At 54.4% G+C, this 25,792-nt stretch carries 21 protein-coding genes; 15 read left to right on the forward strand and 6 right to left on the reverse strand.

The window, feature by feature from the left end; all coding sequences use genetic code 11:
* Positions 1-2: 2 nt before the first annotated feature.
* The 6 genes from kdpC to potE all read left to right on the forward strand — a co-directional run bounded on the left by kdpC (position 3) and on the right by potE (position 8,087).
* Positions 3-578 carry a potassium-transporting ATPase subunit KdpC gene (kdpC, locus tag CU081_RS21355; protein ID WP_003858641.1) on the forward strand — a complete coding sequence of 192 codons (576 nt, stop codon included), beginning with the start codon at positions 3-5 and terminating at the stop codon, positions 576-578.
* Positions 579-3,266: a two-component system sensor histidine kinase KdpD gene (gene kdpD, locus CU081_RS21360; RefSeq protein WP_022650610.1), complete on the forward strand. Its 2,688-nt coding sequence runs from the start codon at positions 579-581 to the stop codon at positions 3,264-3,266.
* Positions 3,263-3,940 carry a two-component system response regulator KdpE gene (kdpE, locus tag CU081_RS21365; RefSeq protein WP_003858643.1) on the forward strand — a complete coding sequence of 226 codons (678 nt, stop codon included), beginning with the start codon at positions 3,263-3,265 and terminating at the stop codon, positions 3,938-3,940. Before kdpD ends, kdpE begins: the two co-directional genes overlap by 4 nt.
* 277 nt (positions 3,941-4,217) lie before the next feature.
* Positions 4,218-4,322, forward strand: a complete 105-nt coding sequence (gene speFL, locus CU081_RS21370; protein WP_003858645.1) for a leader peptide SpeFL — start codon at positions 4,218-4,220, stop codon at positions 4,320-4,322.
* 256 nt (positions 4,323-4,578) lie between these two features.
* On the forward strand, positions 4,579-6,777 hold the full coding sequence (speF, locus tag CU081_RS21375) for an ornithine decarboxylase SpeF (RefSeq protein ID WP_022650609.1): 2,199 nt from the start codon (positions 4,579-4,581) through the stop codon (positions 6,775-6,777).
* Positions 6,774-8,087 carry a putrescine-ornithine antiporter gene (potE, locus tag CU081_RS21380; protein WP_003858648.1) on the forward strand — a complete coding sequence of 438 codons (1,314 nt, stop codon included), beginning with the start codon at positions 6,774-6,776 and terminating at the stop codon, positions 8,085-8,087. Before speF ends, potE begins: the two co-directional genes overlap by 4 nt.
* 103 nt (positions 8,088-8,190) lie before the next feature.
* Here potE and pgm read toward each other — a convergent pair whose 3' ends face one another.
* Together pgm and seqA are read right to left on the reverse strand one after the other, a co-directional pair.
* Positions 8,191-9,831: a phosphoglucomutase (alpha-D-glucose-1,6-bisphosphate-dependent) gene (gene pgm / locus CU081_RS21385; RefSeq protein WP_022650608.1), complete on the reverse strand. Its 1,641-nt coding sequence runs from the start codon at positions 9,829-9,831 to the stop codon at positions 8,191-8,193.
* 24 nt (positions 9,832-9,855) lie between these two features.
* On the reverse strand, positions 9,856-10,401 hold the full coding sequence (seqA, locus tag CU081_RS21390) for a replication initiation negative regulator SeqA (RefSeq protein WP_003858650.1): 546 nt from the start codon (positions 10,399-10,401) through the stop codon (positions 9,856-9,858).
* A gap of 183 nt (positions 10,402-10,584) precedes the next feature.
* Between seqA and ybfF the strand changes: the two genes are divergently transcribed.
* The 4 genes from ybfF (at position 10,585) to fur (ending at position 13,198) form a co-directional block, all read left to right on the forward strand.
* On the forward strand, positions 10,585-11,358 hold the full coding sequence (gene ybfF / locus CU081_RS21395; protein WP_003858651.1) for an esterase: 774 nt from the start codon (positions 10,585-10,587) through the stop codon (positions 11,356-11,358).
* A 128-nt stretch (positions 11,359-11,486) separates the two neighbouring features.
* A complete protein-coding gene (gene ybfE / locus CU081_RS21400) occupies positions 11,487-11,774 on the forward strand; it encodes a LexA regulated protein (RefSeq protein ID WP_003858652.1) in 288 nt (95 codons plus the stop codon).
* 155 nt (positions 11,775-11,929) lie between these two features.
* Positions 11,930-12,460 carry a flavodoxin FldA gene (gene fldA / locus CU081_RS21405; RefSeq protein WP_003858653.1) on the forward strand — a complete coding sequence of 177 codons (531 nt, stop codon included), beginning with the start codon at positions 11,930-11,932 and terminating at the stop codon, positions 12,458-12,460.
* Between the two features lie 291 nt (positions 12,461-12,751).
* A complete protein-coding gene (gene fur, locus CU081_RS21415; protein ID WP_003858655.1) occupies positions 12,752-13,198 on the forward strand; it encodes a ferric iron uptake transcriptional regulator in 447 nt (148 codons plus the stop codon).
* Positions 13,199-13,289: 91 nt separating this feature from the next.
* Here the strand turns inward: fur and chiQ are convergent, their stop codons facing one another.
* The 4 genes from chiQ to nagE form a co-directional block, all read right to left on the reverse strand.
* The gene (gene chiQ / locus CU081_RS21420) at positions 13,290-13,616 is read right to left on the reverse strand and encodes a ChiQ/YbfN family lipoprotein (RefSeq protein ID WP_003858658.1); all 327 of its coding nucleotides are present in this window, start codon (positions 13,614-13,616) and stop codon (positions 13,290-13,292) included.
* 47 nt (positions 13,617-13,663) lie between these two features.
* On the reverse strand, positions 13,664-15,061 hold the full coding sequence (chiP, locus tag CU081_RS21425; RefSeq protein ID WP_017694280.1) for a chitoporin ChiP: 1,398 nt from the start codon (positions 15,059-15,061) through the stop codon (positions 13,664-13,666).
* A gap of 447 nt (positions 15,062-15,508) precedes the next feature.
* Complete coding sequence (gene glnS / locus CU081_RS21430) at positions 15,509-17,176, reverse strand: glutamine--tRNA ligase (protein ID WP_022650606.1); 1,668 nt, start codon at positions 17,174-17,176, stop codon at positions 15,509-15,511.
* Positions 17,177-17,345: 169 nt separating this feature from the next.
* On the reverse strand, positions 17,346-19,295 hold the full coding sequence (gene nagE, locus CU081_RS21435) for a PTS N-acetyl glucosamine transporter subunit IIABC (protein ID WP_003858662.1): 1,950 nt from the start codon (positions 19,293-19,295) through the stop codon (positions 17,346-17,348).
* Between the two features lie 325 nt (positions 19,296-19,620).
* Here nagE and nagB point away from each other — a divergent pair, with 325 nt between their 5' ends.
* The 5 genes from nagB to asnB all read left to right on the forward strand — a co-directional run bounded on the left by nagB (position 19,621) and on the right by asnB (position 25,567).
* A complete protein-coding gene (gene nagB / locus CU081_RS21440; RefSeq protein ID WP_003858663.1) occupies positions 19,621-20,421 on the forward strand; it encodes a glucosamine-6-phosphate deaminase in 801 nt (266 codons plus the stop codon).
* A 55-nt stretch (positions 20,422-20,476) separates the two neighbouring features.
* On the forward strand, positions 20,477-21,625 hold the full coding sequence (nagA, locus tag CU081_RS21445) for an N-acetylglucosamine-6-phosphate deacetylase (protein ID WP_003858664.1): 1,149 nt from the start codon (positions 20,477-20,479) through the stop codon (positions 21,623-21,625).
* Positions 21,626-21,633: 8 nt separating this feature from the next.
* A complete protein-coding gene (nagC, locus tag CU081_RS21450; protein ID WP_003858665.1) occupies positions 21,634-22,854 on the forward strand; it encodes a DNA-binding transcriptional regulator NagC in 1,221 nt (406 codons plus the stop codon).
* Between the two features lie 45 nt (positions 22,855-22,899).
* Positions 22,900-23,652: a ribonucleotide monophosphatase NagD gene (gene nagD, locus CU081_RS21455; RefSeq protein ID WP_003858667.1), complete on the forward strand. Its 753-nt coding sequence runs from the start codon at positions 22,900-22,902 to the stop codon at positions 23,650-23,652.
* Between the two features lie 250 nt (positions 23,653-23,902).
* Positions 23,903-25,567 carry an asparagine synthase B gene (gene asnB / locus CU081_RS21460; protein WP_003858669.1) on the forward strand — a complete coding sequence of 555 codons (1,665 nt, stop codon included), beginning with the start codon at positions 23,903-23,905 and terminating at the stop codon, positions 25,565-25,567.
* Positions 25,568-25,792: the final 225 nt, after the last annotated feature.

Genomic DNA, 25,792 nt, shown 5'->3' on the forward strand with positions numbered 1-25,792 from the left:
CAATGACGATGTTACGTCCCGCTATACTGTTGTTTATTCTGCTGTCTCTGATTACCGGCGGGCTTTACCCGCTGATGACTACCGCGCTGGGCCAGTGGTGGTTTCAGGATCAGGCCAACGGCTCGCTGATTATCCAGAACGGTGAAAACCGCGGCTCGCGTCTGATTGGGCAGAACTTTACGGACCCACGCTACTTCCAGGGACGCCCTTCCGCCACTGCGGAAAGCCCGTATAATCCAATGGCCTCCGGCGGCAGCAATCTGGCGGGCAGTAACCCTGACCTGGACAAAGCCATTGCTGAACGCGTTGCCGCCCTGCGCGCTGCGAATCCGCAGGCCAGCCGTGAGGTGCCGGTTGAGCTGGTCACCGCCTCCGCGAGCGGGCTGGATTACAGCCTGACGCCGGACGCGGTGGTCTGGCAGATCCCACGCGTGGCCGCCGCCCGTCAGCTGACCGTCGAGCAGGTGAGCCAGCTGGTTGCAGAACATACGCAAAAGCCGCTGGTCAGCTTCATCGGCATGCCGGTAGTGAACATTGTTGAGCTGAATCTGGCGCTGGATGCGCTAAGGAAGAACTAAATGACCGACGAGCCCATGCGCCCGGATCCGGACAGGCTGCTTGAACAGACGGCTGAAGCCCACCGTGGCAAGCTGAAAATTTTTTTCGGCGCCTGCGCGGGTGTCGGGAAAACCTTCGCCATGCTGACGGAAGCCCAGCGGCTTCGGGCGCAGGGGCTTGATATTCTCATCGGCGTGGTGGAAACCCACGGTCGCAAAGAGACTGCTGCGCTGCTGACGGGGCTGGCGACGCAGCCGCCCCAGCGTATCAGCCATCGCGGGCGGCTGGTCACGGAGTTTGATCTTGATGCCGCCCTCGCCCGCCGCCCTGCCCTGATCCTGATGGACGAACTGGCGCACAGCAATGCGCCAGGCTCCCGCCATCCGAAGCGCTGGCAGGATGTTGAGGAGCTGCTTGAGGCAGGCATTGACGTCTTCACCACGGTGAATGTTCAGCATCTGGAAAGCCTGAACGACGTGGTGAGCGGCGTAACCGGTATCCAGGTGCGGGAAACCGTCCCCGATCCGTTTTTTGATTCTGCCGATGAAGTCGTACTGGTTGACCTGCCGCCGGACGATCTGCGCCAGCGCCTGCATGAAGGCAAAGTGTATATTGCCGGCCAGGCCGAACGCGCCATCGAACATTTTTTCCGCAAAGGAAACCTGATTGCCCTGCGCGAGCTGGCCCTGCGCCGCACCGCCGATCGCGTTGATGACCAGATGCGCGCCTGGCGAGACCTACAGGGACAAGAGCGCGTCTGGCACACGCGGGACGCCATTCTGTTATGCATTGGTCACGGCAGCGGCAACGAAAAACTGGTTCGCACCGCCGCCCGGCTTGCAGCGAAGTTTGGCAGCGTCTGGCACGCGGTCTACGTCGAAACGCCGCAGCTGCATGGCCTGCCGGAAAATCAGCGCCGCGCCATTTTGAGCGCGCTGCGGCTGGCGCAGGAGCTGGGCGCCGAAACCGCAACCCTGTCCGATCCGCAGGAAGATAAAGCCATCCTGCGCTACGCGCGCGAGCACAACCTGGGCAAGATTGTCATTGGACGTCGCCAGCACCGCCGCTGGTTTAGCCGCGAATCTTTTGCCGACAGGCTGGCCCGCCGCGCGCCGGATCTTGATTTAGTCATCGTCGCGCTGGATGACAAGCCCGCCCCCCTGCCCAACCGTACGCCGGACGCTCGCATCTTTGGCGATAAATGGCGCATTCAGATCCGGGGCTGCATGGTGGCCGTGGTCCTCTGCGCCCTGATTACGGTGATTGCCAGCCAGTGGCTCATCGCCTTCGACGCCGCCAATCTGGTCATGATTTATCTGCTCGGCGTCGTTGTGGTCGCGCTCTTTTATGGCCGCTGGCCGTCGGTGCTGGCGACGGTGATCAACGTCATCAGCTTCGATCTCTTCTTTATTGCTCCGCGCGGGACGCTTGCTGTCTCGGACGTGCAGTACATTCTGACCTTTGCCGTGATGCTTACCGTCGGGCTGGTGATCGGGAATCTGACGGCAGGCGTGCGCTACCAGGCACGCATTGCCCGCTATCGCGAGCAGCGCACGCGCCATCTGTATGAAATGTCAAAATCGCTGGCGGTTGGCCGCACGCAGCGAGATATCGTGCAGACCAGCGAGCAGTTTATCCGTTCGACCTTTCATGCCAGTAACCTGATTTTGCTCCCCGACGAACAAGGGCGCCTTCGCCCGCTGACCTCCCCTTCGGGGATGACGCCCTGGGATGAAGCGATTGCCCGCTGGAGTTTCGATAAGGGTTTACCTGCCGGCGCCGGCACCGACACGCTGCCCGGCGTGCCTTACCAGATCCTGCCGCTGCGCAGCGCGGATAAAAATCACGGGCTGGTCATCGTCGAGCCGTCTAACCTGCGTCAGCTGATGATCCCCGAGCAGCAGCGCCTGCTTGAAACCTTCACCCTGCTGGTCGCCAGCGCCCTTGAACGGCTGGCGCTCACCGCCAGCGAAGAGCAGGCGCGGCTGGCAAGCGAGCGCGAAAGTATTCGCAACTCGCTGCTGGCAGCGCTGTCTCACGATTTGCGCACGCCGCTTACCGTGCTGTTTGGCCAGTCCGAAATTCTGACGCTGGATCTGGCGGCGGAAGGATCAAAGCACGCGATGCAGGCCAGCGAAATTCGCCAGCACGTGCTGAATACCACGCGCCTGGTGAACAACCTGCTGGACATGGCGCGCATTCAGTCCGGCGGGTTTAACCTCAAAAAAGAGTGGCTCACCCTTGAGGAGGTTGTCGGCAGTGCGCTGAAGATGCTGGAGCCGGGTCTCGGCGGGCGCCATATTGAGCTGGACATGCCGGAACCCCTGACGTTAATCCATGTGGATGGCCCGCTGTTTGAGCGCGTGCTGATTAATCTTCTGGAAAATGCCGCTAAATACGCCGGGGCAAAGGCCCGGCTGGGGATTGCTGCCAGGGTGGATAAACGTGTGCTGCGGCTCGACGTCTGGGATACCGGGCCGGGTATTCCGGCCGGACAGGAGCGCGCCATATTCGAAAAATTTGCGCGCGGTAATAAGGAATCCGCCATTCCTGGCGTTGGGCTGGGGCTGGCGATCTGCCAGGCGATTGTCGACGTGCATGGCGGCACCATTTCCGCAGAGAACCGCCCGGAAGGTGGGGCACGCTTTTGTGTTACACTTCCTCTGGAAAGCCCACCAGAACTTGATGAATTACCAGAGGATTTGTGATTAACGTTCTGATTGTTGAAGATGAGCTCGCTATCAGCCGATTTCTGCGTACCGCGCTGGAAGGCGACGGTTTGCGCGTTCATGAAGCCGGAACGCTTCAACGAGGGTTGATTGAAGCCGCGACCCGCAAGCCAGATCTGGTGATCCTGGATCTGGGACTTCCGGATGGCGACGGCATCGATTTTATTCGTGAGGTGCGTCAGTGGAGCCAGATGCCTATTCTGGTGCTCTCTGCCCGCACCGAAGAGACGGATAAAATCGCCGCGCTGGATGCCGGAGCGGATGATTATCTGATCAAACCGTTTGGCATTGGCGAGTTACAGGCCCGGCTTCGTGTGGCGCTGCGTCGACACAGTGCCACCTCCCCTTCCGACCCGGTGTACGCCTTTGGCGATATCCGCGTCGATCTTGCTGCACGCCGCATCGTAAGAGGAGAAGAAGAGATCCACCTTACGCCTATTGAGTTTCGTCTGCTGGCCGTGCTGCTCAATAACCATGGTAAAGTGTTAACGCAGCGACAGCTGTTAAGCCAGGTCTGGGGGCCGAATGCTGTCGAGCATAGTCACTATTTACGCATTTATATGGGACACCTTCGCCAGAAGCTTGAAGCCGATCCCGCGCGTCCTCGTCATTTATTAACAGAAACCGGTATCGGATATCGGTTTATGATCTGAATAAGTATTCACTTTAATTTTAAATAAAAACTTACCAACCTGAATATAGCCATGAAAATAACGATGAGATTATTTTCACGGCTATATTCGCCCTCTTTAAACACAATTAAAACATCAATTTAACACCGAGCCAACAAAACAGCATTTTGATCTGCGTTATTCACTCAAAACGACTAATTATTTCTGAAATGATCGGTTATTGGTGATCTGTTTCACAGTTAATTCCTTTTTCCTGGATAAAATGACCATGCTTTCAATTACTGAAAGGAAATTGAACATGGAAAACAATAATCGTTTAATGCCCCATATAAGGCGGACAACACATATCATGATGTTTGCCCACCGAAACTGTTTTGACTTTCATCTCTTTAACGCCCGGTAGTCCTTCGACTTCTGGCGCATCTGCTTACAGGTTATCCTGAAACACGCTATTTTACAGGCTGTTGCCTGTGAACACCTGCGCTCATTCCTTGTGATTCAGATTCTCCGCAACCGGGCGGACTGAATTCTACTCAGCAAAAAAGCAATTAACTGATTTCGTATCAGCGGACACGCTTTGCTTTTTTTTTCCGGAAATAATCGATTTCTTTACCGCAAGAAGTCGAGGGCCCCATATTGCCTGAAATAAAGAGATAAAGATGAAAACGTTAAAAATTGCCGTCAGCCGTGCCTGCCCTGAATGCTTTACCACTTCGCGCGACATTGTGGATATCACCGCATCGGATTATATTGATGTAGCAGCCGTGGTTCTGGCCGTCAGCGATATTTTCAATGGCGCCATAGAAGAAATAGAAGCCACGGGATTCGGTATTCCGGTGTTTATTGCCACGCATAAAGAAGAAAGGGTTCCGGCTGAATTTCTGTCGCGTATTCACGGCGTTTTTGAGTACTCCGACACCAGCAATGCGTACTACGGACGCCAGCTTGAAGCGGCTGCGCAGAAGTACGAAACCCAGCTCCGCCCGCCGTTCTTCCGCGCGCTGGTCGATTACGTCCAGCAGGGGAACAGTGCGTTTGACTGCCCCGGACATCAGGGAGGCCAGTTCTTCCGCCGCCATCCGGCCGGAAACCAGTTTGTCGATTTCTTTGGCGAAACGCTTTTCCGCGCCGATCTGTGCAATGCCGACGTGGCAATGGGCGATCTGCTGATCCATGAAGGCGCGCCATGCATCGCCCAACAGCATGCGGCAAAAGTCTTTAATGCGGATAAAACCTACTTCGTGCTGAACGGCACCTCCTCTTCCAACAAAGTGGTGCTCAATGCCCTCCTCACGCCAGGCGATCTGGTGCTGTTCGATCGCAATAACCATAAATCTAATCACCACGGAGCACTGTTACAGGCAGGCGCGACGCCGGTGTATCTGGAAACGGCGCGCAACCCGTACGGGTTTATCGGCGGTATTGACGCACACTGTTTCGACGAGAGTTACCTGCGGGAACTGGTGTCAGAGGTCGCGCCTGGTCGCGCGCGGGATGAACGTCCGTTCCGTCTGGCGGTGATCCAGCTGGGCACCTACGACGGTACCATTTATAACGCCCGTCAGGTGGTGGATAAGATTGGTCACCTGTGCGATTACATTCTGTTTGACTCCGCCTGGGTGGGTTACGAGCAGTTTATCCCGATGATGGCCGACTGCTCGCCGCTGCTGCTGGAGCTGAACGAAAACGATCCGGGCATTCTGGTTACCCAGTCGGTGCATAAGCAGCAGGCGGGCTTCTCGCAAACCTCGCAAATCCATAAGAAGGACAGCCATATAAAAGGCCAGGCGCGCTATGTCCCGCATAAGCGCCTCAACAACGCCTTTATGATGCACGCCTCCACCAGCCCGTTCTATCCGCTGTTTGCCGCCCTGGATATCAACGCCCGCATGCACGAGGGGCAAAGTGGGCGCAACATGTGGATGGACTGCGTGGTGACCGGTATCGAAGCACGGAAACTGATCCTTCAGAACTGTCAGTTTATTCGTCCGTTCGTGCCAGAGACGGTGGATGGCCGTCCATGGGAAAGCTGGGATACGGCAGAGATTGCAACCGATCTGCGCTTCTTCCATTTTGTTCCGGGCGAACGCTGGCACGCCTTTGAGGGATATGCCGAGCATCAGTATTTTATCGATCCCTGCAAACTGCTGCTGACCACGCCAGGCATCAACGCCCGCACCGGCGAGTACGATGATTTCGGCGTGCCCGCCACCATCCTCGCCAACTTCCTGCGTGAAAACGGCATCGTGCCTGAAAAATGCGACCTCAACTCCATTCTCTTCCTGCTCACCCCGGCGGAGGACATGGGCAAATTGCAGCAGCTCGTCGCCCAGCTGGTGCGCTTCGAAAAACTGCTCCAGAGCGATGTGCCGCTGAAAGAGGTTCTGCCCTCTCTTTATAAGCAACATCCGGAACGTTATGCGGATTATACCCTGCGTCAGATTTGTCAGGAGATGCACGACCTCTATGCCCGCCATAACGTGAAGCAGCTGCAAAAAGAGATGTTCCGCAGGTCTCACTTCCCGCGCGTCATGATGAACCCGCAGGAGGCGAACTATGCCTATCTGCGCGGTGAGGTCGAGCTGGTGTCCCTGCGCGACGCGGAAGGCCGTATCGCCGCGGAAGGCGCGCTGCCTTACCCACCGGGGGTGTTGTGCGTGGTTCCGGGGGAAGTCTGGGGCGGTTCCGTGCTGCGCTACTTCGCCGCGCTGGAAGACGGGATCAATCTGCTGCCGGGCTTTGCGCCGGAGTTACAGGGGGTTTACGTCGAGGAGTGTGACGGTCGCAAACAGGTGCGCTGCTACGTCATCAAACAACCTGCCGCTCAGCCATCGCTGCTGAAAGGAGAAAAATTATGAGTAAGGCCAACAAGATGGGCGTGGTGCAACTCACTATTCTCACCATGGTGAATATGATGGGTTCGGGGATCATCATGCTGCCCACCAAGCTCGCTGAAGTGGGGACGATTTCGATTATCTCCTGGCTTGTTACCGCCGTGGGTTCGATGGCGCTGGCATGGGCCTTTGCCAAGTGCGGAATGTTCAGCCGCAAGTCCGGCGGGATGGGTGGCTATGCCGAATATGCGTTCGGTAAGTCCGGTAACTTTATGGCGAACTATACCTACGGCGTGTCGCTGCTGATCGCCAACGTGGCGATTGCCATTTCCGCTGTCGGTTACGGCACGGAGCTGTTTGGGGCGACGCTGACCCCGGTGCAGATTGGGCTGGCAACCATCGGCGTGCTGTGGATCTGTACCGTCGCCAACTTTGGCGGCGCGCGCATCACCGGACAACTTAGCAGCATTACCGTCTGGGGCGTGATTATCCCGGTTGTCGGCCTGTGCATCATCGGCTGGTTCTGGTTCAGCCCGACCCTGTACGCCAACTCCTGGAATCCGCATCACGTACCGTTCTTCACTGCCGTGGGATCGTCCATCGCCATGACGCTGTGGGCCTTCCTCGGGCTGGAGTCAGCCTGTGCGAATGCGGAAGTGGTGGAAAACCCGGAGAAAAATGTGCCGATCGCGGTACTCGGCGGGACGCTGGGGGCGGCGGTGATCTATATCGTCTCGACCAACGTGATTGCGGGAATTGTGCCCAACATGGATCTGGCCAACTCCACGGCGCCGTTCGGGCTGGCGTTCGCGCAGATGTTTACGCCGGAGGTAGGGAAAGTGATCATGGGACTGATGGTGATGTCCTGCTGCGGCTCGCTGCTGGGCTGGCAGTTCACCATCGCTCAGGTGTTTAAATCCTCGGCTGACGAAGGCTATTTCCCGAAAATCTTCTCCCGCGTGACCAAAGCGGATGCGCCAGTGCAAGGGATGCTGGCGATTGTCATCTTCCAGAGTGGTTTGTCGCTGATGACCATCAGCCCGTCACTGAACAGCCAGTTTAACGTGCTGGTCAACCTGGCGGTGGTGACGAACATCATTCCGTACATTTTGTCGATGGCGGCGCTGGTGATTATTCAGAAGGTGGCGAAGGTTGATCCGCGCAAAGCCCGTGCGGCCAATATTGTGGCGCTGATTGGCGCAATTTACAGCTTCTATGCGCTCTATTCCTCCGGCCAGGAAGCGATGCTGTATGGTGCGATGGTGACCTTTATGGGCTGGACGCTGTACGGTCTGGTGTCGCCGAGATTTGAATTGAAGAACAAGCACAGTTAGGTAAAAGCAAAACGGCAACCCTGAGGTTGCCGTTTTTAGTGTTTTCTCTCTCTCCCCGTGCGAGAGGGCCGGGGTGAGGGCATCAGCCCGCACCAAACACCACTTACGCGTTTTTCAGCACTTCGCTGACAATCTCTACCGCTTCTTTCTCAATCTGCTGACGATGCTCAGCGCCGAGGAAGCTTTCGCAATAGATTTTGTACGCATCTTCCGTACCGGATGGACGCGCGGCGAACCAGCCGTTTTCGGTCATCACCTTCAGGCCGCCGATGGATGCGCCGTTACCCGGTGCCGCCGTCAGACGCGCGGTGATCGAGTCACCTGCCAGGGTGCTGGCGCTGACCATCTCCGGAGAGAGTTTTGACAGAGCTGCTTTTTGCGCAGACGTGGCGCCAGCCTGGATACGGTTATAGCTTGGCGCACCAAAACGTTCCGCCAGCTCGTTGTAATGTTCCTGCGGGTTCTTACCGGTGACCGCGGTGATTTCCGCCGCCAGCAGGCACATGATGATGCCGTCTTTATCGGTTGACCATGGGGTGCCGTCGAAGCGCAGGAAGGATGCCCCCGCGCTCTCTTCACCGCCAAAGCCAAAGCTGCCGTCGTGCAGACCGTCAACAAACCACTTGAAGCCCACCGGCACTTCCACCAGCTTGCGGCCCAGCGCATCGACCACACGGTCAATCATGGCGGAAGAGACCAGCGTTTTACCCACCGCGACCTCTTTGCCCCACTGCGGACGGTGCTGGAAGAGATAATTAATGGCCACAGCCAGGTAGTGGTTCGGGTTCATCAGCCCAGCCGGGGTGACGATACCGTGACGGTCGTAGTCCGGGTCGTTAGCAAACGCCAGATCGAACTTGTCGCGCAGCGCCAGCAGGCCAGCCATTGCGCATTCGGAGGAGCAGTCCATACGGATCGCGCCGTCTTTGTCCAGGTGCATAAAGCGGAAGGTCTGATCGACGTGATCGTTCACGATGGTCAGATCCAGCTTGTAGTGCTCGGCAATGCGTTTCCAGTATTCAATACCGGAGCCGCCCAGTGGATCCACGCCCAGCTTCAGACCGGCTTTCTGGATAGCGGCCATATCGACGATATCCGCCAGCCCTTCCACGAACGGCTGAACCAGATCCTGCTCTTTCACGTGGCCGGAGGCCATGGCTTCATCCAGTGAGATACGCTTCACACCGCTCAGACCGTTAGCCAGTAACGCGTTGGCGCGATCTTCCACCACTTTCGTGACGTTGGTATCCGCCGGGCCACCGTTTGGTGGGTTGTACTTGATGCCGCCATCTTCCGGTGGGTTGTGGGACGGGGTGATCACAATGCCGTCAGCCTGCGCGCCACCTTTTTTGTTGTGTACCAGAATAGCGTTAGACACCGCAGGCGTTGGCGTGAAACCGTTGTTCTCCTGAACAATCACGTCTACGCCGTTCGCCGCCAGCACTTCCAGCACGGAGATAAAAGCAGGTTCAGACAGGGCGTGGGTATCTTTCCCTACATAGCACGGACCGGTGACGCCATTTTTGGCGCGCTCTTCCGCGATGGCCTGAGCAATGGCCAGAATGTGCGGTTCGTTAAAGCTGTGGCGCGCCGCGCTGCCGCGGTGGCCAGATGTACCAAACTTCACTGCGTGTTCTGCGTTGCCCACCACCGGTTTCAGCACGTAGTACTGCGCGGTCAGTTGAGCGACGTTAATCAAATCGCGTTGTTGCGCAGGTTGTCCTGCACGGCTGTGATTTGCCATTGCCTGGTCCTTCTGATGCAAGGGTTAAATTGTACCGCAAACCTTTTCGATCAATTCCGCCGGGAACTGCATGGACTGCATGATATGTTCGATCATGCTGCACTTGCGGCCCGTATTGGTATTGGTGATCACCCAGTATGGCGTACCGGGAACGTGTTTGGGTTTGGTTTGGTTGCCATTTTGCAGCAAGGTCTGCTCGTCGCCTGCGAAATAAACGCGCGTGCGACCGTGCAGCGACTCTGTCGCTTCTGCAAATGCGTTGTTATCCAGTGAGTAAAGTGTAGACAGCACCAGCATAAAGCGGTTAACGGCCTTTTTCTGCTCGGCATATTCATCGGACAGCAGCAGCTCGCGCATCGCGCGCACTTTGTCCTTTGCCGGCATGACGGCAGGTTTTACTTGTGCAACAACGCTCGGCTGAGACACGACATCTTTAGTGACAGGAGTGGGCTGTGAGGCGGCGGAAATTTTAAGCATGCGCCGTAAAATGTCGGACGCGCTCTCCCCAATATGCCGCGTCTGGCTGGCAATATACTGATAGAGTTCGTCATCAACTTCGATTGTTTTCATCTTAATCCAGTGCGATATCTTATCTGAATACAAGTCGTTGAGATTATAAGGTCAAATCCCAACAGCGGATAGCGTCAAACCAGGTTGGCGGCAAAAGTCAGATTAAACTGGATCCTTGCCCCCGGGCGGCAGAATGGTCAACATGATACCCTAACCTGACAAACCTAAAAAAAGAACTTTGCCATGAAATTGAATACCCGAGCGCAAACTGCACAATCGCCGAACAATAATTCTCCCATCGTACTGGTTCACGGCCTGTTTGGTAGCCTGGATAATCTGGGTGTGCTGGCGCGCGATTTAGTGACCGATCACGAGATCCTCCAGGTTGATATGCGCAATCACGGTCTTTCAGGGCGCTCGGAGGAGATGACATACGCAGCCATGGCGCAGGATCTGCGGGACACCCTCGATGCGAATAATATTCAGAAAGCGACGCTTATCGGGCATTCAATGGGCGGTAAAGCGGTGATGGCGCTCACTGCGCTGGCACCTGAGCGAATTTCCGGGCTGGTGGTCATCGACGTTGCGCCCGTCAATTACGACGTTCGCCGTCACGATGAGATTTTTGCCGCCATCAATGCGGTCACCGAAGCGGGTGTCGCAACCCGCCAACAGGCGGCTGCCGTTATGCGCGAGCATCTTGATGAAGAAGGCGTGGTCCAGTTCCTGCTGAAATCGTTTGTTGACGGGCAATGGCGCTTTAACGTCCCGGTGCTGTGGGATCAGTATTCGCATATTGTGGGCTGGGAAGCCGTCCCCGCCTGGCCGCACCCTACCCTTTTTATTCGCGGCGGCAACTCCCCTTACGTCACTGACGCGTACCGTGACGCGCTGCTGGCGCAATTCCCGCAGGCTCGCGCTCACGTCATTGCGGGTGCCGGGCACTGGGTACACGCGGAAAAACCGGATGCCGTCCTGCGCGCCATTCGCCGCTATCTTACTGATACAGCGAATTGATTAAAAAGCCAGCGACCGGAAGACGACGGGCTTCCAGTCGTTGGCGTGTGGATTTGGGTGATGTATGATGGCGCGCTTATCGCCCGGGCATTAGCAGGGCGGCGTGTTTCCCCCGAAGTCTCAGAATCATGGCCAAAGAACAAACGGACCGTACGACACTAGATCTGTTCGCGAATGAGCGTCGACCGGGACGACCGAAAACGAATCCGCTTTCGCGCGATGAACAGCTGCGTATCAATAAACGCAACCAGCTTAAACGCGATAAAAATCGTGGGCTTAAGCGTGTCGAACTGAAGCTGAATGCCGATGCCGTCGATGCGCTTAACGAGTTAGCTGACGCGCGCAACATCAGCCGCAGCGAACTGATCGAAGAGATGCTGATCGCCCAGCTTGAGACGTTACGCGGCAAGGCGTGAGTCAGAAAATCCCCAATATTACCTTTTTCATGTAGCACAGAGTGCAGTCCTGCGTGATAGCTGTTTCCGCAGGGTTGCCTGTTCTGCTATTATTGCCCTTATCCGTGGACAATTTGCGCCACCATACCATTAAGTTTCAAGAGGTTATTTTACTCATGGCAATCATCGGCATTTTCTTTGGCAGTGATACCGGCAATACTGAAAATATCGCAAAAAACATTCAAAAACAGCTCGGTAAAGACGTTGCTGATGTGCATGACATCGCCAAGAGCAGCAAAGAAGATCTCGAGGGCTATGACATCCTGCTGCTGGGCATCCCCACCTGGTACTACGGTGAAGCACAGTGTGACTGGGACGATTTCTTCCCGACGCTGGAAGAAGTAGACTTCAACGGCAAGCTGGTTGCCCTGTTTGGCTGTGGCGATCAGGAAGACTATGCTGAGTATTTCTGTGATGCGCTGGGCACTATTCGCGACATCATTGAGCCACGCGGTGCGGCGATCGTCGGTCACTGGCCAACGGCGGGTTACCATTTCGAAGCTTCCAAAGGTCTGGCAGATGACGATCACTTCGTTGGCCTGGCCATTGATGAAGACCGTCAGCCAGAGCTGACCGCTGAGCGTGTAGAAAAATGGGTTAAGCAGGTTCGTGAAGAGCTGAACCTGGACGATATCCTTAACGCCTGATATCCCTGCGGCGCAACTCCGGTTGCGCCCGTTTTCCAGGTAAAACCGATTAAATTAATTGCTACAAACTTTTAACTTTTTCGCCCAGACCTGTACAATATCCCCCTGGTAAAAAGTGGGTGCCATCGAACAAGTTTGTTGGTGATACCACGTTTTTATAAGCATACTTTGCTTGAGACTTGCAGTTTTCATTTAGCCATGGCAGTTCTATAATGAGACGCATTATCCCAAGTGCATTTTCTGTCACTTCTTCTTTTGAAGTGAATCGTTTAGCAACAGGACAGATTCCGCATGACTGACAACAATACCGCATTAAAGAAAGCTGGCCTGAAAGTAACGCTTCCTCGGTTAAAAATCCTTGAAGTGCTTCAGGGGCCAGACAATCACCATGTCAGTGCGGAAGACCTTTATAAGCGTCTTATCGATATGGGTGAAGAGATTGGGCTGGCAACCGTCTATCGTGTGCTGAACCAGTTTGATGACGCGGGCATTGTTACTCGTCATAATTTCGAAGGCGGTAAATCCGTGTTCGAGCTGACTCAGCAGCACCACCACGATCACCTGATCTGCCTCGACTGTGGCAAGGTCATTGAATTTAGCGATGATTCCATTGAATCACGCCAGCGTGAAATCGCCGCCCGTCATGGCATCCGCCTGACTAACCACAGCCTGTACCTGTACGGTCACTGCGCTGAAGGTGATTGCCGCGAAAATGAACATGCGCACGACGCAAAATAAGTGAGTGTTCATACTCTGAGCCAGCCGTGAGGTTGGCTTTTTTTTGCCTGAAAAAAGCCCGGTGACGCTGCGCCACCGGGCGTAAAGCAACTTATTTATTGTTATTGCGTATCTCGTTCCAGATCTTATCGCAACGCTTCGCCACTTCCTGATCGTTACCGGTTTTCCGCGCCTGGATACAGGCCTGGTAATCCATCACGCGAACATTTTCCTGCGTCGCAAACTGCTCATGCGCTTTCTCTTTTTTCAGCACATTCAGCACGCTCTGACAGGCTTCAATTTTCTCCGGCGATCCTTCGGCAGTATTAATACAGGCGCTATACGCCTCCTTCAGACGGGAGTCTTCTTTCTGCGCCTGATCATGCGCACACGCCACCAGCCCCGAAGCCAGCAGCGCAACGATTACCATTTTTTTCATCATATGCAGTCTCCATGCTGGCGGGATCTCGCCCGCCAGCGTGTTCATCAGAAGATTGTGAATGGCGCAATGACCATGAATTTCACGTCACGCTCATCCTGGAAGATGTTGCCGTAACCGCCCGCATAGCTCGGGATATCGGAGTGGTTGTCATACTGGGTGAAGTGCAGTTTGAACATCGTGCCTTTCGCACGGCCCTCCTGAAGGGTATAAATCGCATCCAGACTGTATGAAGACTCTTTCAGACGGTAGTTCGGATCGTAGTAGGCGTCTGGCGTAGCCATATCCGCTGGCTTCGCATCCCAGGCGTACGCGTAGGACGCGCCCACTGCCCAGCCGGGCAGGTTCCAGTTCTTCAGGTCATACATTGCGCCGAAGAAAACTGCCTTTTCGCCGTCGGCGTTGAAGTCAGAGCGGTTATCCCACCAGATATCCAGACGACCATTGGAAGAGGCGTAGGTTGGGGTCATACGTTGCAGGAAGTAGCCCTGCTGCCCTTCTGCCTTGACCCATGTTCCCTCCAGACGCAAATCAACCTGACCTACCTTGTAGCCGAAGGTCAGCGCCTGTAACCACGCGGTGCCGTCATAGATATCATTTACGCTGCCATCACTGACCTTGTCGCGCGTACCGTAGAACTGATAGCTGGTGCTCAGCGGGCTACCCGCGATATCAAATTTGTAGCTGGCTTTAGCAAAGTACTGATCGATATAGCCTTCAGCCTGACCAAATGCAGCTTCCAGCACCAGATCGTTTTTAAAGTCGTACTTCGCTCCCAGCGAGTGGAGATAATCAACTTTGGTTTTTTTATCGTTCTGATAGAACTTGTCCATCTCAATGTGCCACGGCGCTTTGTACTCGTTGGTCCACATATAGGAGAAGCTCAACGCCCCCGCATCGCCGTAGTCAAAATTAGCACCGGCTTCCGCCCCCTGATAGGTGCCTGGCATAAAGCTCCAGTGCGGCGCTAACAGCGTCTGGCCGGTTGGCTGGATATAACCACCCCGCGCCCAGACCGGGCCATATTTGAATTTTGCAGCCGCTTTATACAGGCTGATACCGCTTTTATCGCCGGACCAGTCTTCGTCGTAGGCTTTATTACTGGAGGAGAACGCAATTTCGTTCGGATGGCCGCTGTCGCCATTTTCGGCCATTTCAATTGCGGTGAACGCGGCAATATCGATCCCGAACATATCGGCGGCATATCCCGACTGGAAATCCAGGTTGGCGTTCCAGGTCGAGTGAGAAAGGTTAGTTTTGTATTTATCTTCAGTGACGTCTTTACGGTCACGCTCACGCTGCCAGTAATAAATACCGCCCGTGAGGGTGGAATCTTCAATGAAACCTGCTGCTTTTGCCTCTGGCGCAACCACCAGGCCCGACATTGCTGTCACACCGGCGATAGCCAGCGCCAGCGCACTACGTTTGCCACTGAACGTACGCATAGATTATTCCTCTTTGACGAATTAAAACGCCTTAAACGGCGAAAAACAGAAAAGACCAAGTGGTCAGGGGTAGTCAGAAATACCCTCGAATTAACTACCGTCTTTAGGTTATTTTTCGCGACGCGAATTATCAATCCTTTTAATCAGGCAAAAGTCAGGATTATGACGAAGAGCACATATTTCGTAGCGCTTTGTAACATTTACCGGGAAGCGAGTACTGGCGGGGGAATGCGCTAATTTTCAGTAAGTAACATTGATATTGTGAATATATTTTTCAGCGTTTCTCTTTTTGGAAAACAACAAACTTTTTTTAAATAAAATAAGTAGCACCACATTGACCTGGAATGTTGGCTTTAAATGATTATCCCGATGCTTAACGACATGATCGTTAAATAAAAAAACGCCGCATTATGCGGCGTTTGTTTCTCATTGACCAGGACAGCGTTATTATTCGCCGATCTTAGTCCAGGTATCACGCAGACCGACGGTACGGTTAAATACCGGTTTTTCTGCCGTGCTGTAACGGCTGTCCAGGCAGAAGTAACCCTCACGTTCAAACTGGAACGCTTTACCGGCTTCAGCGGCTTTCAGAGACGGCTCGGCATACCCCTGCTTGATAATCAGCGACTCAGGGTTGATAACCGCCAGGAAGTCCTCCGCAGCGCCTGGGTTAGGTACGCTGAACAGACGATCGTAGAGACGGATCTCAACCGGCAGCGCATGCTGCGCGCTCACCCAGTGGATTACACCTTTCACTTTACGGCCATCCGCCGGATCTTTACTCAGCGTCTCTGCGTCGTACGTACAGAAGATGGTCGTGATGTTACCTTCCGCATCTTTCTCTACGCGCTCGGCTTTGATCACATAGGCGTTACGCAGACGCACTTCTTTGCCCAGCACCAGACGCTTGTACTGCTTGTTCGCTTCTTCGCGGAAGTCGGCGCGATCGATCCAGATTTCACCGCTGAACGGCACGTCGCGGGTGCCCATTTCCGGTTTGTTCGGATGGTTAGGCATCGAGACCAGTTCGCTTCCACCCTGCGGATAGTTTTCGATGACCAGTTTCACTGGATCGATCACTGCCATCGCGCGCGGCGCGTTTTCGTTCAGGTCTTCACGAATGCAGGATTCCAGAGACGCCATTTCGATGGTGTTGTCCTGCTTGGTAACGCCAATACGTTTGCAGAACTCACGAATGGACGCCGAGGTGTAGCCACGACGACGCAGGCCAGAGATGGTCGGCATACGCGGGTCGTCCCAGCCTTCAACGTGCTTGTCGGTGACCAGCAGGTTCAGCTTACGCTTGGACATCACGGTGTATTCCAGGTTCAGACGAGAGAACTCGTACTGACGCGGATGCACAGGAATGGTGATGTTATCCAGCACCCAGTCGTACAGACGACGGTTGTCCTGGAATTCCAGCGTGCACAGAGAGTGCGTAATGCCTTCCAGCGCATCGCTGATGCAGTGGGTGAAGTCGTACATCGGGTAGATGCACCACTTGTTACCGGTCTGGTGGTGTTCAGCGAACTTAATGCGGTACAGCACCGGATCGCGCATCACGATGAACGGAGACGCCATATCGATTTTGGCACGCAGACACGCTTTACCTTCTTCGAAGCCACCGGCACGCATTTTTTCAAACAGCGCCAGGTTCTCTTCCACGCTACGATCGCGGAACGGGCTGTTTTTACCAGGCTGAGTCAGCGTACCGCGGTATTCACGGATTTCCTCAGCTGACAATTCGTCGACGTATGCCAGACCTTTGTTAATCAGTTCAACCGCGTAGGCATACAGCTGATCGAAATAGTCTGAGGAGTAGCAGATATCGCCAGACCAGTTGAAGCCCAGCCATTGCACGTCGTTTTTTATCGACTCAACGTATTCGATGTCTTCTTTTACTGGGTTGGTGTCATCGAAACGCAGGTTGCACTGCCCCTGGTAATCTTGCGCAATACCAAAGTTCAGGCAGATCGATTTGGCGTGACCAATGTGCAGGTAGCCATTTGGCTCCGGCGGGAAACGCGTGTGGACTGTGGTGTGCTTACCACTGGCCAGATCTTCATCGATGATCTGACGAATAAAGTTACTCGGGCGGGCTTCTGCCTCACTCATCGTGGATTCCTCAAAGCGTAAACAACGTATAACGGCATATGATCTTATAAGCCGGACGTAGTGACAACCCTTAAAACGTCCCGGAAGAAAATAATGGGGGCAATTGCTGCAAAAAAAAGCGGCGGAGGATATCCCCCGCCGCTAAAGGCATAACTCTACTCAGGAGCGATTACTTGCCTTTAATCTCATACAGTGGCGTCTGGCCTGCAACTACCTGCCCCTGCGCCTGGATCACCAGACCGCTGAAGTCGTCGATGTTGCTGCACACGACCGGGCTTATCATGGAGCGCGCGTTAGCATTCAGGAAGTCCAGATCCATTTCCAGAATCGGCTGGCCTGCCGCCACTTCAGCACCCTCTTCCACCAGGCGAGTAAAGCCCTGGCCGTTCAGCGCAACGGTATCGATACCCATATGGACAACGATCTCCGCGCCTTTTTCCGTTTCCAGGCAGAACGCATGGTTGGTGTTGAAGATTTTCACGATAGTACCGGCAGCCGGAGAGACCACGGTTTTGTCCGTTGGTTTCACCGCCACGCCGTCACCGACCGCTTTGCTGGCGAACGCTTCGTCAGGCACCTGTTCAAGCGCAACAACGTCACCTGTCACCGGAGAAACCAGCGCAGCGATGGTCACCGCATTTGGCACAGCCTGCGGTTTTGCAACCGGCGCGTCAGCTACTGGCGCGTTATCCGTTGAGGCGGCAGCGACCGGCCCACGGGCAACCACTTTTTTCATTTCATCGCCGATAGATTCGGCTTTCGCACCCACGATAACCTGGATGGTTTGTTTGTTCAGTTTCACCACACCAGACGCACCCAGGCGTTTGCACATTGCATCGCTCACGCGCGCGGAGTCGCCTACGGTCAGACGCAGACGGGTAATACAGGCATCGATCGCTTTCAGGTTGTCGGTGCCACCCACAGCGGCAATGTAGCTGGTTGCCAGTTGGGTTAAACCCTCTTCGGTATTGCTGTTGGCTTCACTGGTCACAACATCATCTTTCGTATCTTCGCGGCCAGGCGTCTTCAGGTTAAACATACGAATAACCGCGCTGAACAGAACGAAGTAGATAACGAAGAAGATCAGGCCCATCACCATCAGGATCCAGACGTTGCTGCTTGCCGCCGGCAGGTTGTACATCAACACATAGTCGATGGCGCCTGCGGAGAAGGAGAAGCCAGCATGGATACCCAGAAGGGTGGCGACGAACAGGCTGATACCGGTCAGGATCGCATGCATCAGATACAGCAGCGGAGCCAGGAACATGAACAGGAATTCCAGTGGCTCGGTCACGCCGGTCAGGAAGGCGGTGATCGCAACGGACAGCAGCATCCCGCCAACCATTGGGCGACGCGCTTTCGGCGCAGCCAGGTACATTGCCAGCGCCGCGCCAGGCAGACCAAACATCATGATTGGGAAGAAGCCAGACATGAACATGCCCGCGGTGCCGTCGCCTGCGTAGAAGCGGTTGATATCACCGTGGAATACCGCGCCGGCCGCGTTGGTGAACTCACCAATCTGGAACCAGGCGATGGTGTTCAGTACCTGATGCAGACCGGTTGGGATCAGCAGACGGTTAATGAAACCGAAGATGCCCGCGCCCATTGCGCCCGCAGACACGATCCACTCGCCACCCGCATGGATAGCATGCTGCACCGGTGGCCAAACGTAGCCAAAGATGGCGGCGAGGATCAGACAGAAAAAGCCCGTCGCAATCGGCACAAAACGTTTACCGCCGAAGAAGCTCAGGAAGTCAGGAAGTTTGATACCTGCCCAACGGTTGTACACGGCGCCACCCACCAGGCCAGTAATGATACCTGCCAGCACACCCATGTTGATTTCAGGATTGATGGTTACCATCGCTTTCGTGAGGATGAAGTAACCGACAGCCCCTGCCAGTGCCGCGGCACCCGCGCTGTCTTTTGACCAGCTTGACGCCACACCGATGGCGAAAATCAGCGCCAGGTTGTCAAAAATTGCGCCGCCTGCCTGGGCAATAAACGGCACGTTAAGAAGATCGGGTTGCCCGAATCGCAGCAGCAATGCTGCAACCGGTAGCACGGCGATAGGGAGCTGCAAAGCCCTACCGAGGCGCTGGAAAAAACCTAAAATATTCATCCTATTCCCCCTACGAGACCCTTTGTTAAGACTCGCGCATAAACTATGTTTTTATTGTGTCACGAACGATAGATACAGTTGATGATTCACTGGCAGTGTGAGTGTGTGAAAAATTAATTCGTATCGCAAATTAAACACCTATTTTTTGTGATTATTGTCACCAAATATCGTATTAAACCCTCCCTGTCACTGGCTAACGACGAAAACTTATTTTATCATTCAAAAAATCAAGACGGATTGATCCGGCCTGAAAGGTTCCAGGTTACGCTTAGTTCAGGTTGCACTAATCATCCGCCCACTTTTACTTAAACTTTAGAGGTGAATAATGAGACTGATTCCCCTGGCAACAGCTGAACAAGTCGGAAAATGGGCTGCTCGTCATATCGTTAACCGCATCAACGCGTTCAAACCAACAGCCGATCGTCCTTTCGTTCTCGGTCTTCCAACCGGCGGCACGCCCCTGACCGCTTATAAAGCTCTGGTTGAAATGCACAAAGCGGGCCAGGTTAGCTTTAAACACGTTGTGACCTTCAACATGGACGAATATGTCGGCCTGCCAAAGGAACATCCGGAAAGTTACCACAGCTTTATGCACCGTAATTTCTTCGATCACGTTGATATTCCGGCTGAAAACATTAACCTGCTGAATGGAAACGCGCCTGATATTGACGCAGAATGCCGTCAGTATGAAGAAAAAATCCGTTCCTACGGTAAAATCCACCTGTTTATGGGCGGCGTAGGCAACGATGGTCATATCGCGTTCAACGAACCGGCATCTTCACTGGCTTCCCGTACCCGTATTAAAACGCTGACCCATGATACGCGCGTGGCTAACTCCCGCTTCTTTGACGGAGACGTCAATCAGGTACCTAAATACGCGCTGACCGTGGGCGTGGGCACGCTGCTGGATGCCGAAGAAGTGATGATTCTGGTGCTGGGCGCGGTGAAAGCGCAAGCGCTTCAGGCTGCCGTTGAAGGCAACGTGAACCATATGTGGACGATCAGCTGCTTACAGCTGCATCCAAAAGCGGTTGTCGTGTGTGACGAACCGTCCACCATGGAGCTGAAAGTGAAAACGCTGAAATACTTCAACGAGCTGGAAGCTGAGAACATCAAAGGTCTGTAATTGAATAACCGCCTCTTTTATCCGGGGCGGTCGCTTTTTTTAACCGGGGGTCGATATGTACGCTTTAACTCACGGTCGGATTTATACCGGCCATGAAATTCTGGATGACCATGCGATTGTAATCGCCAATGGCCTGATTGAACGTGTTTGCCCGCTGGCGGAACTGCCGCCGGAGATCGAACAGCGTTCACTCAATGGAGCTGTAATCTCCCCCGGTTTCATCGACGTACAGCTTAACGGCTGCGGCGGTGTCCAGTTTAACGATACCGCAGAAGCGGTGACGGTTGAAACGCTGGAAATTATGCAGAAAGCCAACGAGAAATCGGGCTGCACCAGCTATCTGCCAACGCTGATCACCAGCAGCGATGACCTGATGAAACAGGGTATCCGCGTCATGCGCGAATACCTGGCAAAACATCCGAATCAGGCGCTGGGCCTGCACCTGGAAGGGCCCTGGCTGAATATGGTCAAGAAAGGCACCCATAACCCAAACTACGTGCGCAAACCGGATGCCGAGCTGGTGGATTACATGTGCGCCAATGCCGATGTGATCACCAAAGTGACGCTGGCCCCGGAAATGACCGGCACGGACGTTATCAGCAAACTGGCCGCCGCCGGGATTGTGGTATCTGCGGGCCATTCGAACGCGACGCTGAAAGAGGCGAAGGCCGGTTTCCGCGCAGGCATTACATTTGCCACACACCTTTATAACGCGATGCCCTATATTACTGGCCGCGAACCGGGACTGGTTGGCGCAATTCTGGATGAACCAGACGTCTACTGCGGCATTATCGCCGACGGCTTGCATGTCGATTACACCAACATCCGCAACGCCAAACGCCTGAAAGGCGACAAGCTCTGCCTGGTGACGGATGCTACCGCTCCGGCAGGAGCGAATATTGACCAGTTCATTTTTGCTGGTAAAACAATATACTACCGGAATGGACTGTGTGTGGATGAGAACGGCACGCTGAGCGGTTCTTCTCTGACGATGATCGAAGGGGTACGTAACCTCGTTGAACATTGCGGCATCGCACTTGAGGAAGTGCTGCGCATGGCCACGCTTTATCCGGCGCGCGCCATTGGCGTCGATAAACAGCTCGGTGGTATTGCGCCAGGTATGGTTGCAAACCTGACGGCGTTCACACACGATTATAAAATTATTAAGACCATCGTTAATGGTAACGAGGTCGTCACTGAGTAAGTAAAAGTATGACACCAGGCGGACAAGCTCAAATCGGTAATGTCGATCTCGTTAAACAACTTAACAGCGCGGCAGTTTATCGCCTGATTGACCAGCACGGGCCAATCTCACGCATTCAGATAGCCGAACAAAGCCAGCTTGCTCCCGCCAGCGTGACAAAAATTACACGTCAGCTTATTGAGCGCGGCCTGATCAAAGAAGTCGATCAGCAGGCCTCCACCGGGGGCCGCCGCGCGATTTCCATCGTCACGGAAACCCGCAATTTTCAGGCCATTGGCGTTCGCTTAGGACGTCATGACACCACTCTTACGCTCTACGACCTGAGCAGCAAGGCCATTGCCGAAGAGCATTACCCCCTTCCTGAGCGCACGCAGGAGACGCTTGAACATGCGTTACTGAATACCATTGCGCAGTTTATCGAAAGCTGTCAGCGCAAGATCCGTGAACTCATCGCCATCTCGGTGATTTTGCCCGGCCTGGTTGACCCGGAAAGCGGCGTTATTCGCTACATGCCGCATATTAAGGTAGAGAACTGGGGGCTGGTTGAGGCGCTGGAAAAGCGCTTCAAGCTGACCTGCTTTGTTGGTCACGATATTCGCTCGCTGGCGCTGGCGGAGCACTACTTTGGTGCGAGCCAGGACTGCGAAGACTCTATTCTGGTGCGCGTTCACCGTGGTACAGGTGCGGGCATCATCTCGAATGGCCGCATTTTTATTGGTCGTAACGGTAACGTAGGCGAGATTGGTCATATCCAGGTGGAACCGCTTGGCGAGCGTTGCCACTGCGGTAATTTTGGCTGTCTTGAAACCGTTGCCGCCAACGCCGCCATTGAACATCGCGTTCGCCATCTGCTGGAGCAGGGTTACCAGAGCCGCGTCACGCTGGACGATTGTAAGATCGGCACCATCTGCAAAGCGGCAAACAAAGGCGATGCGCTGGCTTGCGAAGTGATCGAACAGGTAGGACGCCATCTGGGTAAGACCATCGCCATTGCCATCAACCTGTTTAATCCGCAAAAGGTGGTGATTGCCGGCGAGATCGTTGAAGCCGAAAAAGTGTTACTGCCCGCCATTGAAGGCTGCATCAATACCCAGGCGCTGAAGGCATTTCGCCAGAATTTGCCGGTGGTGCGATCTACGCTCGATCACCGCTCGGCAATTGGCGCATTCGCCCTGGTAAAACGTGCCATGCTGAACGGGATCCTGCTGCAACATTTGCTGGAATCCTGATCGGATCTTATAGTAACGCCTTCTTTTTTTGATGTCGGATTGTCCATGACCATTAAGAATGTAATTTGTGATATCGACGGCGTGCTGATGCACGACAACGTTGCCGTGCCGGGTGCTGCGGAGTTTCTTCACCGCATCATCGACAAAGGAATGCCACTGGTTCTTCTCACGAACTACCCTTCACAGACTGGTCAGGATCTGGCAAACCGCTTTGCTACTGCGGGCGTCAACGTCCCGGACAGCGTGTTCTATACCTCTGCGATGGCGACCGCGGATTTCCTGAAGCGTCAGGAAGGCAAAAAAGCCTATGTCGTTGGCGAAGGTGCGCTGATCCACGAGCTGTATAAAGCGGGCTTCACCATCACCGACGTGAACCCGGACTTTGTCATCGTGGGCGAAACGCGCTCCTTTAACTGGGAGATGATGCATAAGGCAGCCTACTTTGTCGCCAACGGTGCGCGTTTTATCGCCACCAACCCGGACACGCACGGTCGCGGTTTTTATCCCGCCTGCGGTGCGCTGTGTGCCGGTATCGAAAAAATCTCGGGCCGTAAGCCGTTTGTTGTCGGTAAACCGAGCCCGTGGATTATCCGCGCCGCACTGAATACGATGCAGGCACACTCAGAAGAAACCGTCATTGTGGGCGACAACCTGCGTACCGATATTCTTGCTGGCTTCCAGGCGGGGCTTGAAACCATCCTGGTGCTTTCTGGCGTTTCACAGCTTGATGACATTGATACGATGCCGTTCCGGCCAAGCTGGATTTACCCCTCTGTCGACGAAATCGACGTTATTTGATTCAGAACCACGCCTCAGGGCGTGGTTTTTCATTTCTGCTGTCTGAAAACATCACTTCATCTAACGAAATCAGCTCTTCATTGAGAAATCATCAATAGAATTACTTAAGGCATACACTTTTTTTAAGATTCGGCAATTGCCATTGCACTTTTTACGTTTACATCGGTAAAACGCTTGCGCCCCCTCCCCTTTTTGCGGCATTTTCATAAGCAAGCAACATCACAACGCAACAGGGTTAACGGAGAAGGTTATGTGTTCTATTTTTGGCGTACTGGATATTAAAACTGACGCGGGCGAACTGCGTAAAAAAGCACTCGAATTGTCCCGCCTGATGCGCCATCGCGGTCCGGACTGGTCAGGCGTTTACGCCAGCGATAAAGCGATTCTGGCTCACGAACGTCTCTCCATTGTTGATGTCAACGCTGGCGCACAGCCGCTGTATAACGAGAAAAAAACGCACGCGCTGGCTGTTAACGGTGAAATTTACAACCATCAGGCGCTGCGCGCTGAGTACGGCGATCGCTACGCGTTTCAGACCGGCTCAGACTGCGAAGTGATCCTGGCGCTGTATCAGGAGAAAGGCCCGGAGTTCCTCGACGACCTGCAAGGTATGTTCGCCTTCGCCCTGTACGACAGCGAAAAAGACGCTTACCTGATTGGCCGCGACCATATTGGTATTATCCCGCTGTACATGGGACACGATGAACACGGTAACTTCTACGTTGCCTCAGAGATGAAAGCCCTGGTACCGGTATGCCGCACCATCAAAGAGTTCCCGGCAGGTAGCTACCTGTGGAGCCAGGACGGCGAGATCCGCCCGTACTACCAGCGCGACTGGTTTGATTATGAAGCGGTGAAAGACAACGTGACGGACAAAGCGGAACTGCGTCAGGCGCTGGAAGAGTCAGTGAAAAGCCACCTGATGTCAGATGTCCCCTACGGTGTACTGCTCTCCGGCGGTCTGGACTCCTCCGTGATCTCCGCGATCACCAAGAAATTCGCCGCACGTCGCGTGGAAGATCAGGAGCGCTCTGAAGCCTGGTGGCCACAACTGCACTCCTTTGCCGTGGGTCTGGAAGGGGCACCTGACCTGAAAGCCGCCCAGGAAGTGGCGAACCATCTTGGCACGGTGCACCATGAAATTCACTTCACCGTACAGGAAGGTCTGGATGCGATCCGCGATGTGATCTATCACATTGAAACCTATGATGTGACCACCATTCGCGCCTCCACGCCGATGTATTTGATGTCGCGGAAGATCAAAGCGATGGGCATCAAGATGGTGCTCTCCGGCGAGGGTTCTGACGAAGTGTTTGGCGGTTACCTCTATTTCCACAAAGCGCCAAACGCCAAAGAGCTGCATGAAGAAACAGTGCGTAAGCTACAGGCGCTGCACATGTTTGACTGCGCGCGCGCCAACAAAGCGATGTCCGCCTGGGGTGTGGAAGCCCGCGTGCCGTTCCTCGATAAGAAATTCCTCGATGTGGCGATGCGCATCAACCCACAGGACAAAATGTGCGGCAACGGCAAAATGGAGAAACATATCCTGCGTGAATGTTTTGAATCCTACCTGCCGGCGAGCGTGGCGTGGCGTCAGAAAGAGCAGTTCTCCGATGGCGTAGGCTACAGCTGGATCGACACCCTGAAAGAGGTGGCGGCGAAACAGGTTTCTGATCAACAACTGGAAACTGCGAGCTTCCGTTTCCCGTACAACACGCCAGCCTCGAAAGAGGCGTATTTGTACCGTGAGATCTTTGAGGAGCTGTTCCCGGTTCCAAGCGCAGCCGAGTGCGTACCGGGTGGTCCTTCGGTCGCCTGCTCTTCTGCTAAAGCCATTGAATGGGATGAATCCTTCAAAGCGATGAACGATCCGTCAGGACGCGCGGTGGGCGTTCACCAGTCTGCTTATAAATAATGTCCAGACTATAATCAGGCCCTCCGGGGCCTGATTTTTTTGCCTCTCTTTTCCCGGCATAAAATCGATTAATAACCAATAATTGTCGAATATTCGGCCTCGCTGTTCGCAACCTAACCAAACAGTCACATTCCGGCTATTTTCATTGAAAAAGGTGTTGACGCTGCAAGGGTCTATACGCATAATGCGCCCCGCAACGCCGATAAGGTAACGCGAAAAAAAGAT

Origin of the sequence: Enterobacter sp. CRENT-193, assembly GCF_002787395.1 — a bacterium.
GTDB classification, from domain to species: Bacteria; Pseudomonadota; Gammaproteobacteria; order Enterobacterales; family Enterobacteriaceae; genus Enterobacter; species Enterobacter hormaechei_C.

Coding starts and splice junctions, on each gene's coding strand:
- kdpD (WP_022650610.1), top strand. CDS start 579: ATGACCGACGAGCCCATGCGCCCGGATCCGGACAGGCTGCTTGAACAG.
- glnS (WP_022650606.1), bottom strand. CDS start 17,176: ATGAGTGAGGCAGAAGCCCGCCCGAGTAACTTTATTCGTCAGATCATC.
- fldA (WP_003858653.1), top strand. CDS start 11,930: ATGGCAATCATCGGCATTTTCTTTGGCAGTGATACCGGCAATACTGAA.
- ybfE (WP_003858652.1), top strand. CDS start 11,487: ATGGCCAAAGAACAAACGGACCGTACGACACTAGATCTGTTCGCGAAT.
- speF (WP_022650609.1), top strand. CDS start 4,579: ATGAAAACGTTAAAAATTGCCGTCAGCCGTGCCTGCCCTGAATGCTTT.
- nagB (WP_003858663.1), top strand. CDS start 19,621: ATGAGACTGATTCCCCTGGCAACAGCTGAACAAGTCGGAAAATGGGCT.
- nagD (WP_003858667.1), top strand. CDS start 22,900: ATGACCATTAAGAATGTAATTTGTGATATCGACGGCGTGCTGATGCAC.
- chiP (WP_017694280.1), bottom strand. CDS start 15,061: ATGCGTACGTTCAGTGGCAAACGTAGTGCGCTGGCGCTGGCTATCGCC.
- nagE (WP_003858662.1), bottom strand. CDS start 19,295: ATGAATATTTTAGGTTTTTTCCAGCGCCTCGGTAGGGCTTTGCAGCTC.
- potE (WP_003858648.1), top strand. CDS start 6,774: ATGAGTAAGGCCAACAAGATGGGCGTGGTGCAACTCACTATTCTCACC.
- fur (WP_003858655.1), top strand. CDS start 12,752: ATGACTGACAACAATACCGCATTAAAGAAAGCTGGCCTGAAAGTAACG.
- nagC (WP_003858665.1), top strand. CDS start 21,634: ATGACACCAGGCGGACAAGCTCAAATCGGTAATGTCGATCTCGTTAAA.
- asnB (WP_003858669.1), top strand. CDS start 23,903: ATGTGTTCTATTTTTGGCGTACTGGATATTAAAACTGACGCGGGCGAA.
- pgm (WP_022650608.1), bottom strand. CDS start 9,831: ATGGCAAATCACAGCCGTGCAGGACAACCTGCGCAACAACGCGATTTG.
- kdpC (WP_003858641.1), top strand. CDS start 3: ATGACGATGTTACGTCCCGCTATACTGTTGTTTATTCTGCTGTCTCTG.
- speFL (WP_003858645.1), top strand. CDS start 4,218: ATGGAAAACAATAATCGTTTAATGCCCCATATAAGGCGGACAACACAT.
- seqA (WP_003858650.1), bottom strand. CDS start 10,401: ATGAAAACAATCGAAGTTGATGACGAACTCTATCAGTATATTGCCAGC.
- ybfF (WP_003858651.1), top strand. CDS start 10,585: ATGAAATTGAATACCCGAGCGCAAACTGCACAATCGCCGAACAATAAT.
- nagA (WP_003858664.1), top strand. CDS start 20,477: ATGTACGCTTTAACTCACGGTCGGATTTATACCGGCCATGAAATTCTG.
- chiQ (WP_003858658.1), bottom strand. CDS start 13,616: ATGAAAAAAATGGTAATCGTTGCGCTGCTGGCTTCGGGGCTGGTGGCG.